This is a genomic window from Roseibium algae (assembly GCF_037783265.1).
Lineage (GTDB): Bacteria > Pseudomonadota > Alphaproteobacteria > Rhizobiales > Stappiaceae > Roseibium > Roseibium algae.
Genome location: NZ_JBAKIA010000009.1, coordinates 168,204 through 188,680, shown reverse-complemented (window position 1 = coordinate 188,680; position 20,477 = coordinate 168,204). Strand labels below are relative to the sequence as shown.

Annotated in this window: 17 protein-coding genes, 1 tRNA gene and 1 riboswitch; of the genes, 8 read left to right on the top strand and 10 right to left on the bottom strand. The window is 54.4% G+C overall.

Annotated features, from left to right (window positions below):
• Window positions 1-11: 11 nt before the first annotated feature.
• Together V6575_RS14090 and V6575_RS14085 are read right to left on the bottom strand one after the other, a co-directional pair.
• Complete coding sequence (locus V6575_RS14090) at window positions 12-893, bottom strand: ABC transporter permease subunit (RefSeq protein WP_340275182.1); 882 nt, start codon at window positions 891-893, stop codon at window positions 12-14.
• A 113-nt stretch (window positions 894-1,006) separates the two neighbouring features.
• Complete coding sequence (locus tag V6575_RS14085) at window positions 1,007-2,317, bottom strand: extracellular solute-binding protein (RefSeq protein ID WP_340275180.1); 1,311 nt, start codon at window positions 2,315-2,317, stop codon at window positions 1,007-1,009.
• A 488-nt stretch (window positions 2,318-2,805) separates the two neighbouring features.
• A riboswitch (cobalamin riboswitch) is annotated at window positions 2,806-3,022 on the top strand.
• Window positions 3,023-3,077: 55 nt separating this feature from the next.
• On the opposite strand from V6575_RS14085, the gene V6575_RS14080 reads away from it, so the two are divergent.
• Window positions 3,078-3,758, top strand: coding sequence for an energy-coupling factor ABC transporter permease (locus V6575_RS14080; protein WP_340275178.1), 681 nt, complete (start codon window positions 3,078-3,080; stop codon window positions 3,756-3,758).
• An 87-nt stretch (window positions 3,759-3,845) separates the two neighbouring features.
• On the opposite strand, the gene V6575_RS14075 is transcribed toward V6575_RS14080, so the two are convergent.
• The 3 genes from V6575_RS14075 to V6575_RS14065 all read right to left on the bottom strand — a co-directional run bounded on the left by V6575_RS14075 (window position 3,846) and on the right by V6575_RS14065 (window position 5,047).
• Window positions 3,846-4,277, bottom strand: coding sequence for a YqaA family protein (locus tag V6575_RS14075; protein WP_340275176.1), 432 nt, complete (start codon window positions 4,275-4,277; stop codon window positions 3,846-3,848).
• 158 nt (window positions 4,278-4,435) lie between these two features.
• Window positions 4,436-4,511 (bottom strand) — tRNA-Ala (locus V6575_RS14070).
• A gap of 146 nt (window positions 4,512-4,657) precedes the next feature.
• A complete protein-coding gene (locus tag V6575_RS14065; protein WP_340275175.1) occupies window positions 4,658-5,047 on the bottom strand; it encodes a TIGR02300 family protein in 390 nt (129 codons plus the stop codon).
• Between the two features lie 210 nt (window positions 5,048-5,257).
• Between V6575_RS14065 and aroA the strand changes: the two genes are divergently transcribed.
• From aroA to V6575_RS14030, 7 genes are all read left to right on the top strand, one after another.
• A complete protein-coding gene (gene aroA / locus V6575_RS14060) occupies window positions 5,258-6,613 on the top strand; it encodes a 3-phosphoshikimate 1-carboxyvinyltransferase (protein ID WP_340275174.1) in 1,356 nt (451 codons plus the stop codon).
• Window positions 6,610-7,245, top strand: a complete 636-nt coding sequence (gene cmk / locus V6575_RS14055; protein WP_340275172.1) for a (d)CMP kinase — start codon at window positions 6,610-6,612, stop codon at window positions 7,243-7,245. The genes aroA and cmk overlap by 4 nt, the downstream gene beginning before the upstream one ends.
• A gap of 353 nt (window positions 7,246-7,598) precedes the next feature.
• Window positions 7,599-9,302, top strand: coding sequence for a 30S ribosomal protein S1 (gene rpsA / locus V6575_RS14050; protein WP_340275170.1), 1,704 nt, complete (start codon window positions 7,599-7,601; stop codon window positions 9,300-9,302).
• Between the two features lie 101 nt (window positions 9,303-9,403).
• Entirely contained in the window at window positions 9,404-9,832 is a 429-nt protein-coding gene (locus V6575_RS14045; protein WP_340275168.1) for an FKBP-type peptidyl-prolyl cis-trans isomerase, read from the top strand.
• 179 nt (window positions 9,833-10,011) lie between these two features.
• Window positions 10,012-11,019 carry a signal peptide peptidase SppA gene (gene sppA / locus V6575_RS14040; RefSeq protein WP_340275166.1) on the top strand — a complete coding sequence of 336 codons (1,008 nt, stop codon included), beginning with the start codon at window positions 10,012-10,014 and terminating at the stop codon, window positions 11,017-11,019.
• A complete protein-coding gene (locus tag V6575_RS14035) occupies window positions 11,016-11,315 on the top strand; it encodes an integration host factor subunit beta (RefSeq protein ID WP_340275164.1) in 300 nt (99 codons plus the stop codon). The genes sppA and V6575_RS14035 overlap by 4 nt, the downstream gene beginning before the upstream one ends.
• Before the next feature lie 244 nt (window positions 11,316-11,559).
• Window positions 11,560-11,895, top strand: coding sequence for a lipopolysaccharide assembly protein LapA domain-containing protein (locus V6575_RS14030; RefSeq protein WP_340275162.1), 336 nt, complete (start codon window positions 11,560-11,562; stop codon window positions 11,893-11,895).
• Window positions 11,896-11,950: 55 nt separating this feature from the next.
• Here the strand turns inward: V6575_RS14030 and V6575_RS14025 are convergent, their stop codons facing one another.
• From V6575_RS14025 to addB, 5 genes are all read right to left on the bottom strand, one after another.
• Window positions 11,951-12,553 (bottom strand): trimeric intracellular cation channel family protein, encoded by a 603-nt coding sequence (locus tag V6575_RS14025; protein WP_340275160.1) that lies wholly within the window; start codon window positions 12,551-12,553, stop codon window positions 11,951-11,953.
• Between the two features lie 78 nt (window positions 12,554-12,631).
• Entirely contained in the window at window positions 12,632-13,267 is a 636-nt protein-coding gene (gene grpE / locus V6575_RS14020; protein ID WP_340275159.1) for a nucleotide exchange factor GrpE, read from the bottom strand.
• A gap of 136 nt (window positions 13,268-13,403) precedes the next feature.
• Window positions 13,404-13,724 carry a thioredoxin gene (trxA, locus tag V6575_RS14015; RefSeq protein WP_340275157.1) on the bottom strand — a complete coding sequence of 107 codons (321 nt, stop codon included), beginning with the start codon at window positions 13,722-13,724 and terminating at the stop codon, window positions 13,404-13,406.
• Window positions 13,725-13,806: 82 nt separating this feature from the next.
• The gene (addA, locus tag V6575_RS14010; RefSeq protein ID WP_340275155.1) at window positions 13,807-17,319 is read right to left on the bottom strand and encodes a double-strand break repair helicase AddA; all 3,513 of its coding nucleotides are present in this window, start codon (window positions 17,317-17,319) and stop codon (window positions 13,807-13,809) included.
• Window positions 17,316-20,474, bottom strand: a complete 3,159-nt coding sequence (addB, locus tag V6575_RS14005) for a double-strand break repair protein AddB (protein WP_340275153.1) — start codon at window positions 20,472-20,474, stop codon at window positions 17,316-17,318. Before addB ends, addA begins: the two co-directional genes overlap by 4 nt.
• Window positions 20,475-20,477 lie beyond the last annotated feature (3 nt).

Genomic DNA, 20,477 nt, shown 5'->3' with positions numbered 1-20,477 from the left:
TTCTCCCCAAATCACGTGTAGTGTACGCGCCGCTCAATGAGGCGGAACTGAATGACAGTCAGGATGAAGACCAGCGCCATCAGAATAACTGACTGCGCAGAGGACCCACCAAGATCGTTGCCCCGGAACCCATCCAGGTAGACCTTGTAGACAAGGGTCACCGGATTGTTGCCTGGCTCGCCCTTGAGGATCACATCAATGATGCCGAACGTATCAAAGAAGGCATAGGTGATGTTGATAATCAGCAGGAAGAAACCCGTCGGAGCGAGCAATGGAAAGGTCACCGTCCAGAAGCGGCGGAAACCAGACCTGCAATCGATGCTGGCAGCCTCCTGCACTGATTTTGAAATGCCTTGAAGGCCTGACAGGAAAAAGATGAAATTGACTGGAATTTGCTTCCAGACCGCGACAGTGATCATCGCAAAGGCCGTATCATAGTAGCTGACACCAACCTGCATATTCCAACCAAACATGGCGAAAAGATCCACGATAGGCCCCACATGCTGATCAAACAGCAAAATACCGATCAGGCCAGCGACTGGGGGAGCCACGGCATAGACCCACATCAGCAGCGTCTTATAGGTGGATGAGGCATGCAGAACCTTGTCAGCTTTGACCGCTAACAGCAGCGCTATGCCAAGCGAGAGGAACGTCACAAGAACCGTGAAAGCTGCAGTGAACCAGGCAACCCTTGCGTAATCGGTAGAGGTGACCGTATCGATGAAATTGTCGAACCCCACGAATGTGGACCCGAAGCCAAACGGATCTTCCAGATAAAAAGAAGAGCGTACAGCTTCAGCAGCAGGCCAAAGAAAGAAGACCGTGACGATCCCGAGCTGTGGAAACAGCAAGAGATACGGAACGTAGCGGGATTTGAATTGAACTTTTTTCATCGCTTCACCGGGAACAGATGCGGCGGGCCATGGTCATCTTGACCAAACTGCCCGCCAGCCTCATGGAAATGGGGGCGCAAGTGCGCCCCCATCGTTTCTTTTAGGCCCGGGACTTAGTTCCCAGTTGTCTTGGCAAAACGGGCGAGCAGCTTGTCGCCATCAGCTTTAATAGTATCGAAAGCAGCATCAACAGTCGTTTCACCGGACATGACCTTGCCCAGTTCACGGTTCATCACGTCACGGATCTGAACGTAGAAGCCCATACGGTAGCCCTTGGTCCATTCACCCGTTGGCAAAGAAAGCTGCTGGATGCCGACTTCGGCAGCAGGTGTACGGTCGTAGTGACCGTCTTTCTTGGCCAGTTCGTATGCAGCGTTGGTGATCGGCACATAGCCGGTTTCCTTGTGCCACATGTACTGAACTTCAGGAGACGTCAGATACTGGAAGAAAGAAGCAACACACTTGTTCTCTTCAGCAGGCTTGCCGGACATGGCAAAGAGGGCTGCCCCACCGATGAAAGACGCCGTGTTGGCTCCTTCAACAGCATCCCAATAAGGCAGGAATGTTGCGGAGAACGGGAATTCGACAGTCTTTGCAATTCCGCCGAACGACCCTGAAGAGCCGATCCAAAGAGCAACTTTGCCTTCGTTGAAGGGTGTCTGGTTGTCGCCCCAGCCTGTGCCATAGTAACCGAACAGACCATCGTCCAGCCAGCCTTTGACAGCCTTGAAGTGGTTCTTGATCGGCTCACCGAAAACAAGCTCAGTGCCCTTGGCGCCATCGTAACCGTTGTTGTTGGTTGCGAACTGCAAGTTATGACGGGACTTGAAGTTTTCGACAAATTCCCAAGGCAGGTGAGACTGAACGAGCGGCACATAGCCTGCCTCTTTCAGCTTAGGCGCGATTGCTTCGAATTCTTCGTAGGTCTTCGGAGCTTCAACACCAGCCTTTTTCATGGCTTCGTCGTTGATGTAAAGAATAGGCGCAGACGAATTGAACGGCATGCCGATCATTTTGCCATCGCTGTCAGCGTAGAAATAACGAACACCAGCAATGTAGTCTTCGATGTTGAAATCTACGCCGTTATCGCTGAGCAGATCCTGAACAGGAATGACCGCACCCTTGGCACCGATGATGGTGGCTGAGCCAGCATCAAAAACCTGCAGGATGTTCGGCTGTTCACCTGCACGGAAGGACGCGATACCGGCTGTCAACGTGTCTTCGTATCCGCCCTTGTAAACAGGGGTCAGATTACATGCATCCTGGGACGCATTGTAGCCAGTGGAGATTTCGTTGACGACTTCGCCGAGGCGTCCGCCCATTGCGTGCCACCAAGTGATGTCAGTCGCAGCATAAGAAACAGAAGAAGTACCGAGCAATGCGGCTGCAGCCACGAGGCTGGCAACGGTTTTACGGTAAGCCATTTTGTTTGCTCCCATCAAGCGAGGCTTACGCCCCTGTCAGCAGTTAAAAATCCAGACCGCCGAAATGGCTTGCTCAACGGTCCATTGATATTGCCTGCGCTTCGTATTGTTTTCATATGAACGCTCTGTGTCGTTCATATGAACATTAAACGACACTCCAAACGAACATGGAAGGCTGCGCAAGGTATTTAAATCTCCGAACGAGCGTTACGCTGTGGGCAGGTTCTTTAAGTTCATGGAAAACAATATTTATTTTCTCAGTACTTTCTGCCCATACGCCTCAGTCAGCGTCGTTTCAGACATTCAAGTGCAATCCTAGAATGCGTGGATGAAGCTCTCACATCGTTCATATGAACCCTTGATGACAAATACAGGATGCCGGAATGCCGTTTGACTCGCCCGTTTGATAGCTTCGCCTACTCATCCTCATATCACTGAGGAAACAGCATTTCCGTTTGGGAGAGGCCTTGCATTGCACAGCCATTGTCCCTGACAATGTGCGGGATGGTTCCGCCAATCAAACGGTGCGGCGGATTAAAAGGGAACACGGTGAGGCGTACCCAAAAGGGACCAAGACCGTGGCTGCCCCCGCAACTGTAAGCGGCGAGCCTACCCCGAAAGCCACTGGTGCACCAAGAGTGCCCGGGAAGGCGGGAAAGGCGATGAACCGCGAGCCAGGAGACCTGCCACCGCTCAACCGGTTCCGAAATAAGGAGCCTCCTTAAACCTCCCACACGGCGGGTGTGGACAGGAGAAAAACATGCATATTGAACCGGGCATCGTTGATGGTGCCAAACTCACTCTAAGCTATGCGACAGCGATCGCATCCATTGGCTTCACTGCGAAAACGGCAGCAGGCGAACTTCGCGACTGCGGATTTACAGGCCTTATCAGCCGGTCCTTCCTCGCGACCATACTGGTTTATAGCTTCTTTGAAATTTTGCCGCATTATCCAGTTGGCGTTTCTGAAGTTCACCTAATCCTCGGAACGACATTGTTTTTGATATTTGGCGCGGGTCCTGCAGCTGTTGGTCTTGCGGCCGGATTGCTGCTTCAAGGAGTGTTTTTTGCGCCTTTTGATCTACCGCAATACGGCATGAACGTCACGACGCTGCTCGTGCCACTGTTTGCCATGGGCCTGCTAGCAAAGAAAATCATTCCAGCGAATACGGCCTATGTCGATGTGAAATACTCACAAGCCTTGGCTCTTTCGGTCGCTTATCAAGGCGGCGTTGTAGGCTGGGTTGGCTTCTGGGCGCTCTATGGCCAGGGTTTTGAAGCGGCAAACCTGTCCTCAATCGCCTCCTTCGGGGCGGCCTACATGCTGGTCGTCGCGATTGAGCCACTTGCGGATCTGGCAGCCTTGGCCGGAGCCAAAACCTTGTCCGGCCTGAAAGGCAGTGCGATCGTACAGTCGCGCCTGCATAGCCCAGCCACCTGACGACCTTGCAGCCATAAACACACGAAAGCCCGGGTCAACAGCCCGGGCTTTTTATTGAGACACCTCACTCGCAAGGAAGATTTTTCGCTACAGGAATTCAAGCATAACAGCCGCCACGATCAGGTACCGTCCCGTTTTGGCAATCGACACCAGAACCAGAAACGGAAGAAATGGCTCTTTCAAGATGCCCGCGACCAACGTCAACGGATCTCCAATGAACGGCGCCCAGCTGAGCAACAGGCTCCATTTTCCATATCGCTGGTACCATCCGCAGGCTTTTGCAAGCTTTTCCGGCTTGACCGGATACCAGGGACGATCAGAGAAACTCGTAACGCCACGCCCCAACAACCAATTAACCGCCGAACCAAGGGTATTCGCAACACTGGCCACACAGATAAGCAGCCATACGGGGGCGGCCTCAGCCGTAATCAACCCAGCAAGAACCAGCTCCGATTGAGCAGGCAACAAGGTGGCAGCCAGAAAAGACAAAAGAAAAAGGCCCGCGAGCGAGATAATCAATGCGCTTCATTCCTAACGCTCAAAAATCAACCGCCAAGGCAAATCACATAACAGAATAGCCCTACCTTACCCTAACAGACCAGAAAAGCAGGAGAGCCTGTAGCGAGATGCACTGCCACTCAAGCCGTTTTAATCGCAATTTAAACAGGTAAGGGGAATGGTGGAGCCAAGCGGGATCGAACCGCTGACCTCTTCGCTGCCAGCGAAGCGCTCTCCCAGCTGAGCTATGGCCCCAATCTTCATAAGCCGGGTTGGGACCCGACCTCATTGAGGGCGCAACATAGTCGCGCCGCTCCAATCGATCAAGAGGAAAATCGAATGAATTTCAATTCCCTCTGTGGATAAGATTAAATGCATTTTAAGCATTCAAAACCAGATGCTTAGCGATCTAGATCGTCATCGACCTCAACGCGAATTCCAGGAACAGCATCGTCTTCATCGTCGTCATCCTCGATGAAAACATCGCCTGTAGCTTCATCGTCGTCATCGTCATCATCTAGATCAGGTACGTCGACGTCCACGCCTTCAGCTTCCGCGTCGGCCTCTTCAAGAGATACGGTATCCGGGCTGGCTACAATGTCGTCTTCTTCGTCGTCGTCATCGTCCTCCTCGGCCGCCTTTGCTTTTGCAGCCTTCGCCGCACGAGCTGTCACAACGGCCTCAAAGACCGTGTTACATTTCGGGCAAGTGATCGGATCGCGGTTCAGATCAAAATATTTCGCGCCGCAACTCGGGCACAATCGTTTTGTGCCAAGTTCAGGTTTTGCCACTGTGCTAACCCTTCATCTACGTTTGTTTCGTTGCGCCCCATACCCTTGGAAGCGCCATCCTGTCAAAGCCAAATCGATGAAAATTCGTGCCCTATGGAAAGTTCTGCACGAGACAAGCAAAATTTCAAGCCATCCGGTAGATGACGAACGGCGATCCACATGATAGCAAGAACAACTTTTGTTTAAGTAAAACGTCCGGAAACCAGCTGCATGTCCCATGGTCCCCTACCTGCCCCCCTTACGACCCGCTCTGCCGGCCCCCTGACCGGGACCATCCGCGTACCCGGCGACAAGTCGATATCTCACAGGTCGCTTATGTTTGGCGCTCTGGCTGTCGGCCGGACCACAGTCTCCGGCCTGCTGGAATCAGAGGATGTACTGGCAACAGCAGACGCCATGCGCGCTGTCGGGGCAAAGATAGAGCGGCAGGAAGACGGACTTTATGTTGTCGACGGCATAGGCCTTGGCAGCTTGCTTGAACCTGACCACGTCATTGATTTTGGCAACGCCGGAACCGGTGTTCGTCTGACAATGGGCATTATCGGAACCCATGACATTGCAGCAACTTTTGTTGGGGATGCATCCTTGTCCGGACGTCCGATGGGCCGGGTCCTCGACCCACTCCGAGACATGGGAACTAGCGTTGTCGCCCGAAATGGCGACCGTTTGCCTGCTTCGATTCGCGGCGCCAAGCAACCACTGCCATTGACATACCGTGTTCCCATGCCCTCCGCTCAAGTCAAATCTGCAGTGCTGCTGGCTGGACTGAACGCGCCCGGCATCACAACTGTCATTGAACCGATTGCGACACGCGACCACACGGAAAAAATGTTGACCGGATTTGGTGCAGATATTTCTGTCACGCTCAATGAAGCTGGGGAGCGTGTCATCAAGCTCAAAGGCCAGCCCGAATTGAAGCCGCAGGACGTCGAAGTCCCAGGGGATCCTTCTTCGGCCGCATTCCCGATCGTAGCTGCCCTGATTGTTCCAGGTTCAGACGTCACGATTGAAAATGTCCTACTCAACGAACACCGCACCGGTCTGATCAAAACTCTGATCGAAATGGGCGGCGACATCCAGATTGTCAACAAGCGCAATTCCGGCGGCGAAGAACTCGGCGACATCAAAGTCAAATCAAGCCAACTTAAAGGCATTACGGTGCCACCCAAACGTGCGCCTTCCATGATTGACGAATACCCGGTTCTGGCTGTGGCAGCTGCTTTTGCACAAGGCGACACTCATATGCCGGGCCTTGATGAGCTGCGGGTCAAAGAATCAGATCGCCTTGCAGCCGTTGCACGCGGATTGGAAGCCAACGGCATTCCTTGTGTCGAAGGCGAAGATAGCCTGACAGTCACGGGTGGCGCCAACCAGATCGGCGGCGGAACAGTTGTAACGCACCTTGATCACCGGATCGCCATGGCATTCATGGTGCTGGGCATGGCCGCTCACAATCCTGTGACTGCGGACGATGGTGCAGTGATTGCCACAAGCTTCCCAACGTTCACCTCGCTCTTTTCCGGCCTTGGTGCCGATATTCAGAAATCGGCAAGTGAGGCAGCATGATCATTGCGATTGACGGGCCGGCGGCTTCTGGCAAGGGAACACTATCGCGTCGACTTGCCGAGCATTTCGAACTGCGCCATCTGGACACGGGACTGACGTATCGCGCCGTAGCCGCAGCTCTGCTTGCCAAAGGCATGCCATTGGGTGATGAGGCCATCGCGATAGAGATTGCCCGCAACCTGGATCTTGGCCATATGGACAAGTCCCTTCTATCCGCACATGAAATCGGCGAAGTGGCTTCTCGTGTTGCCGTTCTGGGTGGTTTGCGGGAGGAGCTGGTTCGGCTTCAAAGAGAGTTCGCGAACAAGCCCCCAGGCGCCGTCCTTGATGGACGCGACATCGGTACGGTTGTTTGCCAGAACGCGGAAGTGAAACTGTTCGTGACAGCGTCTTCAGAGGCTCGGGCGCACCGCCGGACAGACGAAATGCGATCCAAAGGAATCGAGGCAGAATTTGCCGACGTGCTGGAAGATCTTAAGCGCCGGGACTTACGCGACAGCCAGCGCACAATCGCACCAATGAAGCAAGCTGAAGATGCCCACTTGCTTGATACAACAGAAATGGATATAGAAACGGCGTTTCAGGCAGCTGTGGATATAATATCCAAGGCGCGCGACACGATGCCAACTTGAGACGAAAGTGCGTTCAAAGCACTTGAACTCTTTAGGTAGCGTGTCAAGTGAGTTGTGTTTTCGTAACCAATTCGAATTGCCTGTTGGACGCGCTTGATTTAAGGGCTTCCAGGTAACCACATATGAATTTTCGGACGTTTTGGTCATTTGACCCAATACGTACGACTGAACGAATGGGCAAAGCTGGCGATGATCGCAAACTTTGCTCAAAAACAGGATCAACTATTTCTCGCCCTGCCGGCCCGTTCCATTGGAACGGAAGAACAAGCCAAAGGCCTGTTCCGGGAGATAAGGGATCCACATTGAAACACAAACCCGCCGGCGGCCTGCCAGGATTGGCACCAGGAGTTTAAATGTCTGAACTGAACCCCTCCACCGAGGATTTTGCAGCTCTTCTCGAAGAGTCTTTCACCCATACCGATCTGTACGAAGGTGCGGTCGTTAAGGGTATTGTTGTCGCAATCGAAAAAGACCTGGCCGTCATCGACGTTGGCCTCAAGGTTGAAGGCCGCGTGCCGCTGAAGGAATTCGGCGCCAAGGGTCGTGATGGCGAAATGGCTATCGGCACCGAAGTCGAAGTTTACCTTGAGCGCGTTGAAAACGCGCTCGGTGAAGCTGTTCTGTCCCGCGAGAAGGCTCGCCGCGAAGAGAGCTGGGTTCGCCTGGAAGTTGCTTTCGAAGCAAACGAAAAAGTTACCGGCCAGATCTTCAATCAGGTCAAGGGTGGTTTCACCGTCGATCTGGATGGCGCAGTTGCCTTCCTTCCGCGCTCGCAGGTGGACATTCGTCCAGTACGCGACGTGACACCATTGATGCACACACCGCAGCCTTTCCAGATCCTGAAAATGGACAAGCGTCGCGGCAACATCGTTGTGTCCCGCCGTGTTGTTCTGGAAGAAACCCGCGCCGAACAGCGTTCGGAACTGGTTCAGAGCCTCGAAGAAGGTCAGACAGTCGAAGGCGTCGTCAAGAACATCACCGATTACGGTGCGTTCGTCGACCTCGGCGGCATCGATGGCTTGCTGCACGTCACCGACATTGCGTGGCGCCGCATCAACCATCCTTCCGAAGTTCTCACAATCGGTCAGACCGTCAAGGTCCAGATCATCCGTGTGAACCAGGAAACGCACCGCATTAGCCTCGGCATGAAGCAGCTTGAAACTGATCCGTGGGATGGCATCGAAGCCAAGTACCCGGTCGATGCCAAGTTCACTGGCCGCGTGACCAACATCACTGATTACGGCGCATTTGTTGAACTGGAACCAGGCATCGAAGGTCTGATCCACGTTTCAGAAATGTCCTGGACCAAGAAGAACGTTCATCCGGGCAAAATCGTTGCAACTTCTCAGGAAGTTGAAGTGATGATCCTGGAAGTCGATCCGGTCAAGCGCCGCATCTCCCTGGGCCTCAAGCAGACCCTTCAGAATCCTTGGGATGCATTCGCTGAACAGTATCCGGCCAACACGGAAGTTGAAGGCGAAGTCAAGAACAAGACTGAATTCGGCCTGTTCATCGGCCTCGACGGCGATGTTGACGGCATGGTTCACCTGTCCGATCTGGATTGGAACCGTCCGGGCGAACAGGTCATCGAAGAGTACAAAAAGGGCGACATGGTCAAGGCCATCGTTCTTGATGTGGACGTAGACAAAGAGCGTATCTCTCTCGGCATCAAGCAGCTTGGTGGCGATCCGATGGAATCGGGCGCAGCTGGCGAAATCCGCAAGAACTCAGTTGTGACCTGTGAAGTGATCGAACTCACCGACGGTGGACTTAATGTCAAGATCGCAGACAGTGACCTGACAGCGTTCATCCGCCGCGCTGACCTGGCCCGTGAACGCGGTGATCAGCGTCCAGAGCGTTTTGCAGTTGGTGAAAAGTTCGATGCTCGCATCACGCAGTTCGACAAGAAGACCCGTCGCGTAACAGCGTCCATCAAGGCGCTTGAGATCTCCGAAGAAAAAGAAGCAGTCGCTCAGTACGGCTCTTCAGACTCTGGTGCCTCTCTCGGCGACATCCTCGCTGCTGCCATGAACAAAGCTGGCACAGACGAAGAGTAAGAATTGTTTTGCTGATACGTCAGCCAAACAGGAAAAGCCCGGCGGCAACGCCGGGCTTTTTTGTTATTATGCAGAATGAAAGAAATTACGGAGAACCACACATGAGCGAAGTTAAAGCGGGCGACAGCGTTGCCATCCACTACAAAGGCACTCTTTCTGACGGATCTGTGTTTGACAGCTCTGAAGGACGTGACCCGCTCGCCTTCAGTGTCGGCACAGGCCAGATCATTCCGGGTTTGGACAAAGCGTTGCCTGGCATGAAAATTGGCGATGAAAAGACTGTCATCGTACCTGCGGATGAGGCCTATGGTGCCGTCGATCCAAATGCCACACAGCCGGTTCCACGCGATCAGTTTCCCGATGATATCCCCCTCGAGATCGGCACTCAACTTCAAGTTCAGGCACCTGATGGCCAGTTGATGACCGTTTCAATCATTGAAGTCGGCGAAGAGACCATTGTCTTGGATGCCAATCACCCGCTCGCAGGCAAAGACCTGACATTCGCGATCACGCTCGTTTCCATCGGCTGAAGCCTTTTTTCAGTTAGAAAGCCTCTTGGGGAACCGTTGTGGGTGCATGCGTATCGGTCTTGCCGCAACATCGACACAAGGTTGCGTCAAGCCTTGATAACAATTGTATTTCCAAGATCATCTCCTTTGTTTACAAAGGGCTACGATCAAATCGAGGCCGTTCAGGAGTTCCGCAAACCATGAGCATTGATGCAGACCTGTTGGTGGACAGACGGAAAATGCGCCGAAAAGTGACTTTCTGGCGCGCTTTTGCGTTTGTGGTCATTGCACTGGCAATTATTGGCAGCATCATTGCTGTTGCGGACTATGGCTCAATATCAAAGCGCCGTACGCATATCGCACGCCTAGCGATTGACGGCGTGATTATGGAAAACCGAAAACAACTGCTGATGATCGAGAAAATGGGCGAGAGTGATGCCGTGGCAGGGGTGATTGTCTCTATCAATTCCCCAGGAGGCAGCACGACAGGTGGAGAAGCGCTCTATGAAGCGCTGCGAAAACTGGCTGCTAAAAAGCCGGTCGTTGCTGAAATCCGTACACTTGGCGCGTCTGCCGGTTACATGATCGCTCTGGCATCTGACCATATCATCGCAAGATACAACTCAATCACAGGCTCAATTGGCGTCCTGTTCCAGTTTGGCAACATTTCCAAGCTGATGGAGACCATCGGCGTTGAAATGGATGCTGTGAAAAGCGCGCCGCTGAAAGCCGAGCCCAATAATTATTCCAAGGCCTCGCCAGAGGTCAAAGCCATGCTGAACAAGCTGGTGACCGACAGCTATGACTGGTTTGTGGATCTTGTCGCAGATCGCCGGAAAATGGATCCCTCCAAAGCCCGAGCTCTGGCAGACGGAAGTGTCTATTCAGGTCATGCGGCAAAGCAAAACGGTTTGATTGACGCCATTGGCGGTGAAGAGGCAGCTGTCGCTTGGTTGGAAACCGAAAAATCAGTTCCGGCGGGCTTACCTGTCATAAATTGGTCCATTCAGGACAACGAGGGAAGCCTGCCAATATCGGTCAAAATGACACAAAGTATAGGCGCTGGCGTCGCAAATGCATTATTTGATAGGCTCGACTCGGCTAAATGGCTGATTTCTCCCGCCTTTACGCTTGACGGTCTCCAATCTGTTTGGCAGGCTCCCGGAACGACGAAAGAAAAGTCATCAGTTCCAGGGGGCGACAAATGATAAAGTCGGAGTTAGTCCAACATATTGCAGAGCAAAATCCACATCTTTACCAAAGGGATGTGGAGAATATCGTGAATGCAATATTAGACGAAGTTACCGAAGCTCTTATGAGAGGAGACCGGGTTGAACTGAGAGGCTTTGGGGCATTTTCAGTAAAAAATCGCCCGGCCCGCATTGGAAGAAATCCGAGAACCGGCCAAAAAGTGGAAGTCGAAGAAAAATTCGTTCCTTTCTTCAAAACCGGCAAGGAAATGCGTGTTCGCCTGAACGATGGTGTGGACCACGGCGACGACTAGACAACAATCAGTCATTTTTGAATTATACTGACTTCAACAATGGCTGATAAACTGCTCGACGTTTATATAAGATAGAGAAATTCAGGCCTAGAGCACTCATATTGTGAGCCTGAAAAGCTGGAATGGCTCTAGGCTTAACAGATTGAAGCGCGGTTGTTATTTCTAAACGGTCGGGCAGCCAAAAATATACGCTGTTAGGGTATGCTGCACGCAATTCTGACGACACAGAACTTGGGAGACACATGTGACCCGCTTTATCAAAAACGCGATCCTTATCGCTGTTGCGATTATTCTGGTGCCACTGTCGGTGGCAAACCGGCATACCGTCTCCCTTGCGCTGAACCCTTTTGATCCTCAGGATCCTCGGCTAACAATTCAGGATGTTCCACTTTTCTGGGTCATCTTTGCGTGCATTGGGGTCGGTATTGTGCTCGGCGGAATTGGAGCATGGGCCAAACAGGGGAAGTGGCGGAAAGAAGCCCGCGAAAATCGCAAAGAAGCCAATCATCTACGCCATCTTCAAGAGAAGAACCAAGCAGACACATCTCTTCCAGCTCTCAGCAAACGCACAGCTGCATAACCGGGCCTGCGTTTAATTTTGCTTCAGATTGATTTCTAAGACCTCAGAGAAGCATTCAGGACTTTTTGTAGCCTGGCATGGACCAGCCAAATTCGATCGCTCCACCACGTATAACAAGCGCTAAAAATGCAGCGGCTGTTGCAGCAAGCCACCCGCCGAGGCCAAAGGCGTGCAAGGCGACATAGCCACCAGCCCCAACAAAAGCGGCTCCCAAATAGATCTCAGACTTTATGACCGCTGATGGTTCTCTTGCGATCACATCACGCAGGATACCGCCGAACGTTGCTGTCGCAACGCCCATGATCACCGCCACTGAGGCCGTTTCGCCAACACTCAGGGCCTTTGCAGCCCCCATGACAGAATAGGCCGCCATTCCGACCGCATCGGCCCAGCGCAGTGGTTTGCCGAAGCCCTCGACCACACTGGCCCCAAACCACATCACTATGCTCACGCAGAGGCAAACGGCCAGATAGCCATCTGACTTAAGCCAAAACACCGGGACCCCGAGAATGAGATCACGGAGCGTACCACCTCCGATCCCTGTCAAAGTCGCAAAGAACAAAAAAGCAATGAAATCAAGTCCTTTACGCGAGGCTACGATGCTACCGGCCACAGCAAACACGGCAACGCCCAGATAATCCAAGACTTGCAGCAGCATATATTCCTCCACTTTCAAAAAAAGCCGCTCTCCAGTGTCTGGAAAACGGCTTCTCTTTATTCTTCAGAGAGCTGAGAATCAGGCGCTCTTGTCGACCGTCTGACCAGCTTCGCTACTGGCAGCCGCCGCAACCGGAACTTCCTTAGGCCCACCCTTGGAGACGCCTACCATCGCTGGGCGCAGAACCCGGTCGCCGATCTGGTAACCAGGCTGCACCACCTGAACAACAGTGTTGTTCGCAACTTCTGTATTGGGCACTTCAAACATGGCCTGATGGAAATGCGGATCAAACTTCTGGCCAGCAGGCTCAAGCTTTTTCACGCCGTTCTTTTCAAGCTGATTTAGCAGATCCCGCTCTGTCATTTCCACGCCTTCGATCAAGGCGAGAATGCCAGCATCAGCATTCTGGCGCGCCTCGTCAGGAAGCGATTCCATAGCACGGCGCAGGTTATCAGACACTGAGAGAACATCGCGGGCGAATCCTGACACTGCGAATTGTCGGGTGTCCTTGACTTCCTTCTCTGTGCGACGGCGCAGATTTTCCATTTCGGCCAAGGTGCGCAGTGCGCGATCCTTAAGTTCTGTGTTTTCAGCCTGCAAAGCTTCTATGAGAGCTATCGCTTCGTTTTGATCAGCGGCGGCATCTACCTCAGATGCCGCGTCTGCAGCAAGCTCAGGCTCCTGATCGGCAGGGGTCTTGTTTTCGTCGCTCATTTTGGGTCCGTTGGAATGCTGGTTCAAATATAATTCGGGCGGATACGCTGTCATACATACCCGCACCGAAGCGTCAAGTCATAGCGTAGATATCAGGCCAATACAGTCTAGACATCCAGCGTTTCTGGCCTGGATTTCAGAGTGAACTGCTGATCCAGTCCGCCAGTTTGCCCTTGGGTGCTGCGCCAACCTGAGTTGCCATAGGTTCTCCGTCCTTGAAAAGGATCAACATCGGGATCGAACGCACGCCATACTTCATCGCAGCATCCTGGTTCTCATCGATATTGAGCTTCACAATTTTGACCTTGCCAGCCATTTCTTCGGAGATTTCCTCTAGAGCAGGGGCGATCATCTTACATGGGCCGCACCATTCAGCCCAAAAATCAACAACGACCGGTTCGGACGAATTCAGAACGTCGGTCTCAAAGCTGGCATCTGTGATCGTATTGGTCGCCATGATATGTCTCTTTCATCAATCAGCTCGGTGCAGCGGGCACCTCAATGTGTTGGTCAGAACGTAGGTAGCCAACTTGCTTCCGTCAAGGACCGCTCACATCACTTACCAGTCCAAGTAGCGTCTCTTCCAACACTGCATTCTGAATTACCATCAAGGCAGGGGTTGCTGTCCAAAGCAGGGCAGCCTCAACGGAGCGACCGGGATATATCTTTTGCAAAAGCCCCCGGTAAACGCTGAGCTGAGCGAGGTACTCTAGCGGCACTTCGTCAGTCTTTTCAGGCGGAACCAGATTGGTCTTATAGTCGATGATCAGAACGCGGTCGTCTTCCAGCACCAGCCGATCAATCTGGCCCGAGACCGACACCTCAGTACCATCTTCTGCCGCCAGTTTGCCAACAATAGAAACCTCGGCCCGTGCATTGGCACCAAACAAAGGTGCAAAGTCTGGATGCTCAAGAACATTGTGAACGTCGCTCAGCAACTCAGACTGATATGCCTTAAAGGCAGGTGACAGCGCTTGATCAACAAACCGCTCGGCTGCGTCTTTCCGTTCTGCATCCGGCAAGTCTGGGAGAATTTCGAGAAGACGGTGAACCAGACGACCACGCTCCAATGGCCAAGCTGCCGACTGGCGACGCGCTTCCAAACGCGATGCACCAGAAATCTGATCAACACCCTCCTTCGACTCCATTTCCTCAAATGCCTTGGACGGCTGCAGGCGTCGCTTTCTCACAACGGCAGGCGCACGCTCTGAAAGCCAGTCTGGCATTTCAGGCTCGACATCTTTCAGGGTGTTGGCAGCGGCTTTATCTGTTGCCACCTTCGGGGAGACGTCAGCTTGCGCCGGAGACTTTTGCCAACGCCATGCAGAAACCTCCCCTGCCTCATTGAGGATTTCGCGGGCCTCCGGCTTCAGGACAGAGGCAACCAGATTATACCAGCATTCTTCGTGCGCGCCGCGCTTGGGCTCCCAACCGCAGACGACCAAACGATCCTCGGCGCGCGTCAGAGCAACATAGAGCAACCTGCGATATTCTTCTTCCTGACCTTCGCGAAGGCCATCAATGGCTTCGCCATGCCAAGGCGTCCGGTCTGCCTTGTTGGGGAGCCATACCAGTGCGGGTGGCAAAAGCGGGTTGTCCTTTCGAGGACGCAGCAAGAACGCAGGATCATGAATTGCGCTGACAGGCGCTCCGCCTGGATCCACCAGGATCACCACTTTCGCCTCAAGCCCCTTTGAGCCATGCACAGTCATGATCCGAACCATGCCTCGAGAATTGGTCAACTCGCGCTTGATCTCCGTCGGAGCCGCTGCCATCCAGGCAAGGAACCCCTCCAGCCCTGGCGTTCCAGCCTGCTCGTAATTCATCGTCAGGGCCAGGAACTCATCCAGAACGTCATCCACTTCAACGCCGAGCCGACTGCGAAACCTCTGGCGTCCGCCATCACCGGCCAGAAGCCGAGCATAAAACTCATAAGGAGGCATGAAATCGGCACGTGAACGCCATTGTTCCAATAGCCGCCGCGCCTCCTGCCACTTTAGAGCTCCCTCTGATTTTTTGACCAGAGATTGCCAAAGTGTGCCTGCGCGTCGCTCGTCTGCCGCATCTCGCGCGATCTCAAGCAGATCATCGTCATCAAGATCAATCAACGGGCTCTTGAGGACGCACGCGAGCGACAAGTCATCCTCGGGCAACAGCATGAACCGTCCCAAAGCCGCAAGATCCTTGACAGCGATGTGATCAGTCAGAACAAGGCGGTCACTGCCTGCAGCCGGGATACCAAGAGATTTCAATTCCCGATTCAAAGCCTCAACGAAGGGGCCGCGTTTCCGAACCAGCACCAGCACATCACCCGGTCCTGCGGTCCCTGCGCGCATCCAGCCACCAATGGTTTCCGCGATACGCTGTGCCACCCGCAGCATTGGACTGCCGGATCCGACACGATCCAAAGGAGTGCGCCAGTCTTCCGGCTCTTCGACCTCGGCTTCTTTTTCCATCGGCCAGATATCGACGATGCCAGGATCCTTACGGATTGCCTCATGGACGGGCGCTTTTAACTCACGCGACAGGCCTTTGTGGGCATCAACACGGGCAAAAATCTTGTCGACACCGCCCAGTACGTCCGGCGTGGATCGAAACGACAGCTGCAGATCGACGGAATGAAACGTCCGCTCAGCATCTTCTGACCGTTTGGCAAAGGTGCGCCGCATCTCATCGAAATAGGCCGGAACCGCGCCTTGGAACGAATAAATCGACTGCTTTTCATCGCCAACAGCAAAAATGGTGCGGACCTGCCCACGCGCACCTTCACCGGAGAAAAACTCCTCTGCAAGCGAGCGGACGACCTGCCACTGGCGTGGGCTGGTATCCTGGGCTTCATCGACCAGAATATGGTCCAGCCCTTGATCTAGTTTGTATTGCACCCATTGGGCAGCGTCTGAACGGGATAGAAGATTGGCCGTGCGGACCACAAGATCCTCGAAATCGAGAAAACCTTTGCGCGTCTTAGCAGCCTCGTAGCGGTCGATAACCGCATGGGCGAGGCGGAGCAAAGCACGCGTGCCCTCAACAGTCACAGCAGAGGCTCGCTCTTCCAAAAGCACCATCAGACGCGCCTGTTCGGCTTCCAGTTGCTCAACAACCTGAGGGAAGGCTCCAGCAACTTTTTTTGTGGCCAAAGATTTACGCGGCTCGAACTTGGCTGTCAGGAAAATAGGAAGCCATGCATCCTTAAACGCCTGCGCATCAGGCAAGGTCCAAGCCCCTGCGAGTTGATCAGCCCGCGCAATATCGGTCTTGGTTCCAGTCCTGAGGGCCTCCGCATAGGATTTCGCAGCGTTCTCATCCATCAGGCTTTCTGACCGGAAACGCTCATCCAGATCATGCAGGTTGCTTTCAGGAGAGACCCCCAGGCTGGCTGCCAAATTGGCAAGAGCAGTTACCAGATCTCCTTCGTCTTCAACCCAGCTACGGAACGCATCTCGGCGCTGGATCAGCTCGTTGAGCGCTTTCTCCGCACTAGCATCCGGCATAAGCGCAATCAGTGTCGAGAGCGCTTGACCGAACGGGCTTTCGCCATCGCTTTCGGCTTCATGCAGAACCGAAGCTCGCGCTTCTGCCATGAGTTCGCCTGCAATGCGATCATCAAGAACCGTAAAGTGACCGGCGACATTTGCTTCAAAGGGGAATTGATGCAGAAGCGCTTCGCAGAAGGCATGAATGGTCTGAATTTTCAATCCGCCAGGCGTTTCCAAAGCCCTGGCGAAAAGCCGACGACCTAGGGCCAACCGGCTCGCGTCGGGCTCCCGCCCCTCAATGTCCTCCAGCTCAATCGCCAATCGCTCATTGCTCATGGTCACCCAGTCGCCGAGAATGCGGAACACCCGGGTCGCCATTTCAGCAGCAGCAGCCTTGGTGAAGGTCAGGCAGAGCAGGCGCGAGGGATCCGTGCCGTCGAGCAATAGGCGCACAACCCGGCGTGACAGGACAAATGTCTTGCCGGACCCGGCATTGGCACTGACCCAGGCCGAAGCCCGGGGTTGGGATGCCCGATCCTGCCGTTCGCGGGTAAGTTCAGGGATTTGGAAGCTCATTCTGCCTCCTCCCCGCCAGCGGACCATTCCTGAACACGGGCCAAATGATCATACTCGCCATCGGTGCGCCCTTCCATCATCACGCGAGCACGGGAGAGATAGCCATTCTCCTCTAGCGCGTAATGAGCGATCAAGGCTTCCAAACGCTCCCATGCATCTTCAGCCAGATCGCCTAGGTCTTTGTCTTTCGGATTGCGCGGCTGAGGAATGACCGGCTCTGTCCCCCCCTTTAGCTGAACATAAAGGAGGTCCGAAATCGGCAAGGTAGACGGGACATCCTTGAAGCCCAGTCGGCGGATCATCGCGGCCTCAAGCGGCATTTGCGGCGTCAAAAGGGTCTCCACCTGCTTCAAGGAGGGCACTTGCCCTGTCTTGTAATCAATGACGGCGATTGTTCCATCGCGCATCAGATCAATCCGATCCGCCCGCCCTTTGAGGCGAAATTCCAGTCCCGGCAGATTCAGATCAACACCGCCAGCAATCTCCAGATATCGCTTTTCCAGCCTTTCGACACGCCCCCCTTCAAAGGCAATGAAGCCGCGTGCAATCCGTTCAAACCTTGGCCACCACAAAGCCCGAACTGAAGGGAATGCATCAAGCGGTGCAAAATGATTGGCCCCGATTTCAATCAGGCGGTCCACTGCGCTGTCATCAAAGGGACCAGTCCAGACCTCAAGAAATTCAGCCAGAGCATTGTGAATAATGTTTCCCTTGTCGGCAGCATCGGGTTCGCCGCCGATTGGATCCACCAGCTGCAGATCCAGTACATGACGGGCAAAGATCGCATAGGGATCACGTACCAACCGTTCGATCTCCGTGATCGACAAGGTTTTCGGACGGGCAGCAACCGCAGGCTTTGGATTCGGGCGCTCGGCGGAGCGCACTGCCCCATCCGTTCGATCCAGAAAACCGGCCAAGGTCCGATATCGGTCGCCCCGAACTTCCATCTCACTGGCGACATTCGGCCCGGCCAGCGTCAAAAGCCTCTGCAGCCAGCGCGAGGCAACTGTCGGCGCCCCATCGGCACGCCCTGCCCGGGACAGAAAGACCCGCTGAGACCCAAGCCCCTGGGCAAAATCATGCGCAGCAGCGCCAATCCGGCGTTCGGGAGGGTCCAAGCCCAGATCCCGCTTCATGGGCCGATTAAGCCATGGATCATTCCGAGTTCTCTGGGGCCAGACACCTTCGTTCAAGCCCCCCAGAATAATCAGATCCGGCGACTGAAGTCGCGCTTCCATCGGCCCAAGGATCTGCACACGTAGATCACCTGGAAGACGATTGCGTACGGACGAGCCGGACATGAAGGCTGCAAAAACAGCAGGCCATTCACCCGGCGCTACGGCCAACCCGCTGGCCTCGGCATCCAGCAGCCCGGTCAAAAGCAGCGCCAGCGCGTCACCGGTCTCTCCAGAATAGAGTTCAACGTCAGAACCTGTCTCATCGACCCCAATCCGGTGCAGCACTTCGGCATGGGCTTTTGCCAGTTCCACGACAGACTTTGGCTCAGGAGTTTCAGCAAGACTTTCAAGCGGCTCCAGCGCATGTGTCAGTCGGTCAACGAGTTCAAGTATCGCCTCCCAATCCGCATCATGGATTTTCTTCCAACGCGGCGGTGTGCGGCCTATCTCTGCAGTTTCGCGGCTTGCAAGCACAGCTTCCCGCAAACCAGCGGTTCCCGGTCTTGCCCGAGGACCACGCAGAACACCGCGTTCCAAAGCGCGGGCTGTCGAGCGAATATCCTTGACGGAGAGCCCAAGACGGGCCAGCGGATGCTTGAGAAGAGACAGAAGGTCTATCGGATCACAGCCATCCAGCGCCAAACGCGCAGCAAGGCTAGCCAGGATCGCAGGCGGCGTTTGATCCAGCGGACGGCCTGCGCTGTCGTCGACCGCGATATGCCAGCGCGCCAGCTCATTCGCGACGCGGCGTGCCAGCATCCGGTCTGGAGATACCAGAGCAGCACTTTCGCCGCGTTCCACAGCCTCACGCAGCACTACAGCAACAGCGAGCGCTTCCTCGGCTTCATTCGATGCGGTGATCAGACCAACACCTTCGAGCGCAGCAGAGCGCCGTGCCTCGTCAAAACCTTCCAGAAACGCCATCCATGCGTCAGAAGTGTCTGCGGGACGCAAGGCCTCAGATACGATCAGCTCACGGTCTGTCAAAGCCACGCTTGTCGGCCTTTTCAGCTCGACTACATCAGCCCGTGAGACGTCGAGAAGCTCCAGCAACTGCTTCAAGCCATATTGTGGATGGCCCGGCACAGATGTTGGCGCTTTTCGCGGCGCAGCGAGACCGCACTCGACTGGACGGTCCCGACCGCCCAGAGACTGCCAGGACGGCTGATCCATATGCAGATCCAATCCGGGCAGCACGATAGCGCCTTGATCCAATCCTGAAACAGCCTTCAGCAAAGCAGCCGTTGCCGGGACCGATCCAGTAGTGCCTGCAACAATTACCGGCCCCTGAGGTGAGACGTTCTCCAGTCTCTCGGCTTCCCGGCGGATCAGGAGTGAACGGCGTTCCTTCGGATCAATTTTGCCTTGCTCGGCCAGATGAGCTGGCCAAGCTTGCTGGACGATTTTCAAGAAATCCAGCGTGATCTGCCAATAGCGGGCATGGTCTTCCGGCACCAGGTCTTCAAGGTCCGACCACTCTGCTTCCTCAGTCTCGATCTCATCCATCAAGGTTAGCAGATCACCAGCAAGCCAGGCTGCATCAGCTGCAGAGGCTGGCACACCAAGTGGTTCGTCAAGGCGCAGATTAAGCACTTCCCGGCGTAGCGCTCCCTTCCAGGCCATAACCAGACGTGTCATCGCCAAATGGCGCTCAAGCATGGGCATGGCAGGGGGTAGAGGCAGGCCATCGGCCAGTCCGCGAAGCAACTGTTCGTCTTCATCCACATCGCCTACCGGACGAATTGTTGGAAGCATGACCGGCCGACCGCCGAAGAGGTCTTGAAAAATCTCAGGTAGAAGTCGTGCCGCCCTGCGGCTCGGCAGATAGAGCGTGACCGTTGATAGCAGAAACGGATCATCAAGGGGACGAAATCCTGGAACCAGCGTTCCGTCGACCAGCTTCTCAGCGAGAACTCTCAGAAATGGAACCGAAGGCGGAACCGTGAAAATACGCTTGCTATGAGTTCCTGCTTCCATGGA

Bases quoted from the DNA above. Each gene is read 5' to 3' on its own strand.
- grpE (WP_340275159.1), bottom strand. From the start codon at position 13,267: ATGAGCGACGAAAACAAGACCCCTGCCGATCAGGAGCCTGAGCTTGCT.
- sppA (WP_340275166.1), top strand. From the start codon at position 10,012: ATGAGCATTGATGCAGACCTGTTGGTGGACAGACGGAAAATGCGCCGA.
- V6575_RS14035 (WP_340275164.1), top strand. From the start codon at position 11,016: ATGATAAAGTCGGAGTTAGTCCAACATATTGCAGAGCAAAATCCACAT.
- cmk (WP_340275172.1), top strand. From the start codon at position 6,610: ATGATCATTGCGATTGACGGGCCGGCGGCTTCTGGCAAGGGAACACTA.
- V6575_RS14085 (WP_340275180.1), bottom strand. From the start codon at position 2,317: ATGGCTTACCGTAAAACCGTTGCCAGCCTCGTGGCTGCAGCCGCATTG.
- V6575_RS14025 (WP_340275160.1), bottom strand. From the start codon at position 12,553: ATGCTGCTGCAAGTCTTGGATTATCTGGGCGTTGCCGTGTTTGCTGTG.
- V6575_RS14080 (WP_340275178.1), top strand. From the start codon at position 3,078: ATGCATATTGAACCGGGCATCGTTGATGGTGCCAAACTCACTCTAAGC.
- V6575_RS14045 (WP_340275168.1), top strand. From the start codon at position 9,404: ATGAGCGAAGTTAAAGCGGGCGACAGCGTTGCCATCCACTACAAAGGC.
- addA (WP_340275155.1), bottom strand. From the start codon at position 17,319: ATGAGCTTCCAAATCCCTGAACTTACCCGCGAACGGCAGGATCGGGCA.
- V6575_RS14090 (WP_340275182.1), bottom strand. From the start codon at position 893: ATGAAAAAAGTTCAATTCAAATCCCGCTACGTTCCGTATCTCTTGCTG.
- addB (WP_340275153.1), bottom strand. From the start codon at position 20,474: ATGGAAGCAGGAACTCATAGCAAGCGTATTTTCACGGTTCCGCCTTCG.
- aroA (WP_340275174.1), top strand. From the start codon at position 5,258: ATGTCCCATGGTCCCCTACCTGCCCCCCTTACGACCCGCTCTGCCGGC.
- trxA (WP_340275157.1), bottom strand. From the start codon at position 13,724: ATGGCGACCAATACGATCACAGATGCCAGCTTTGAGACCGACGTTCTG.
- rpsA (WP_340275170.1), top strand. From the start codon at position 7,599: ATGTCTGAACTGAACCCCTCCACCGAGGATTTTGCAGCTCTTCTCGAA.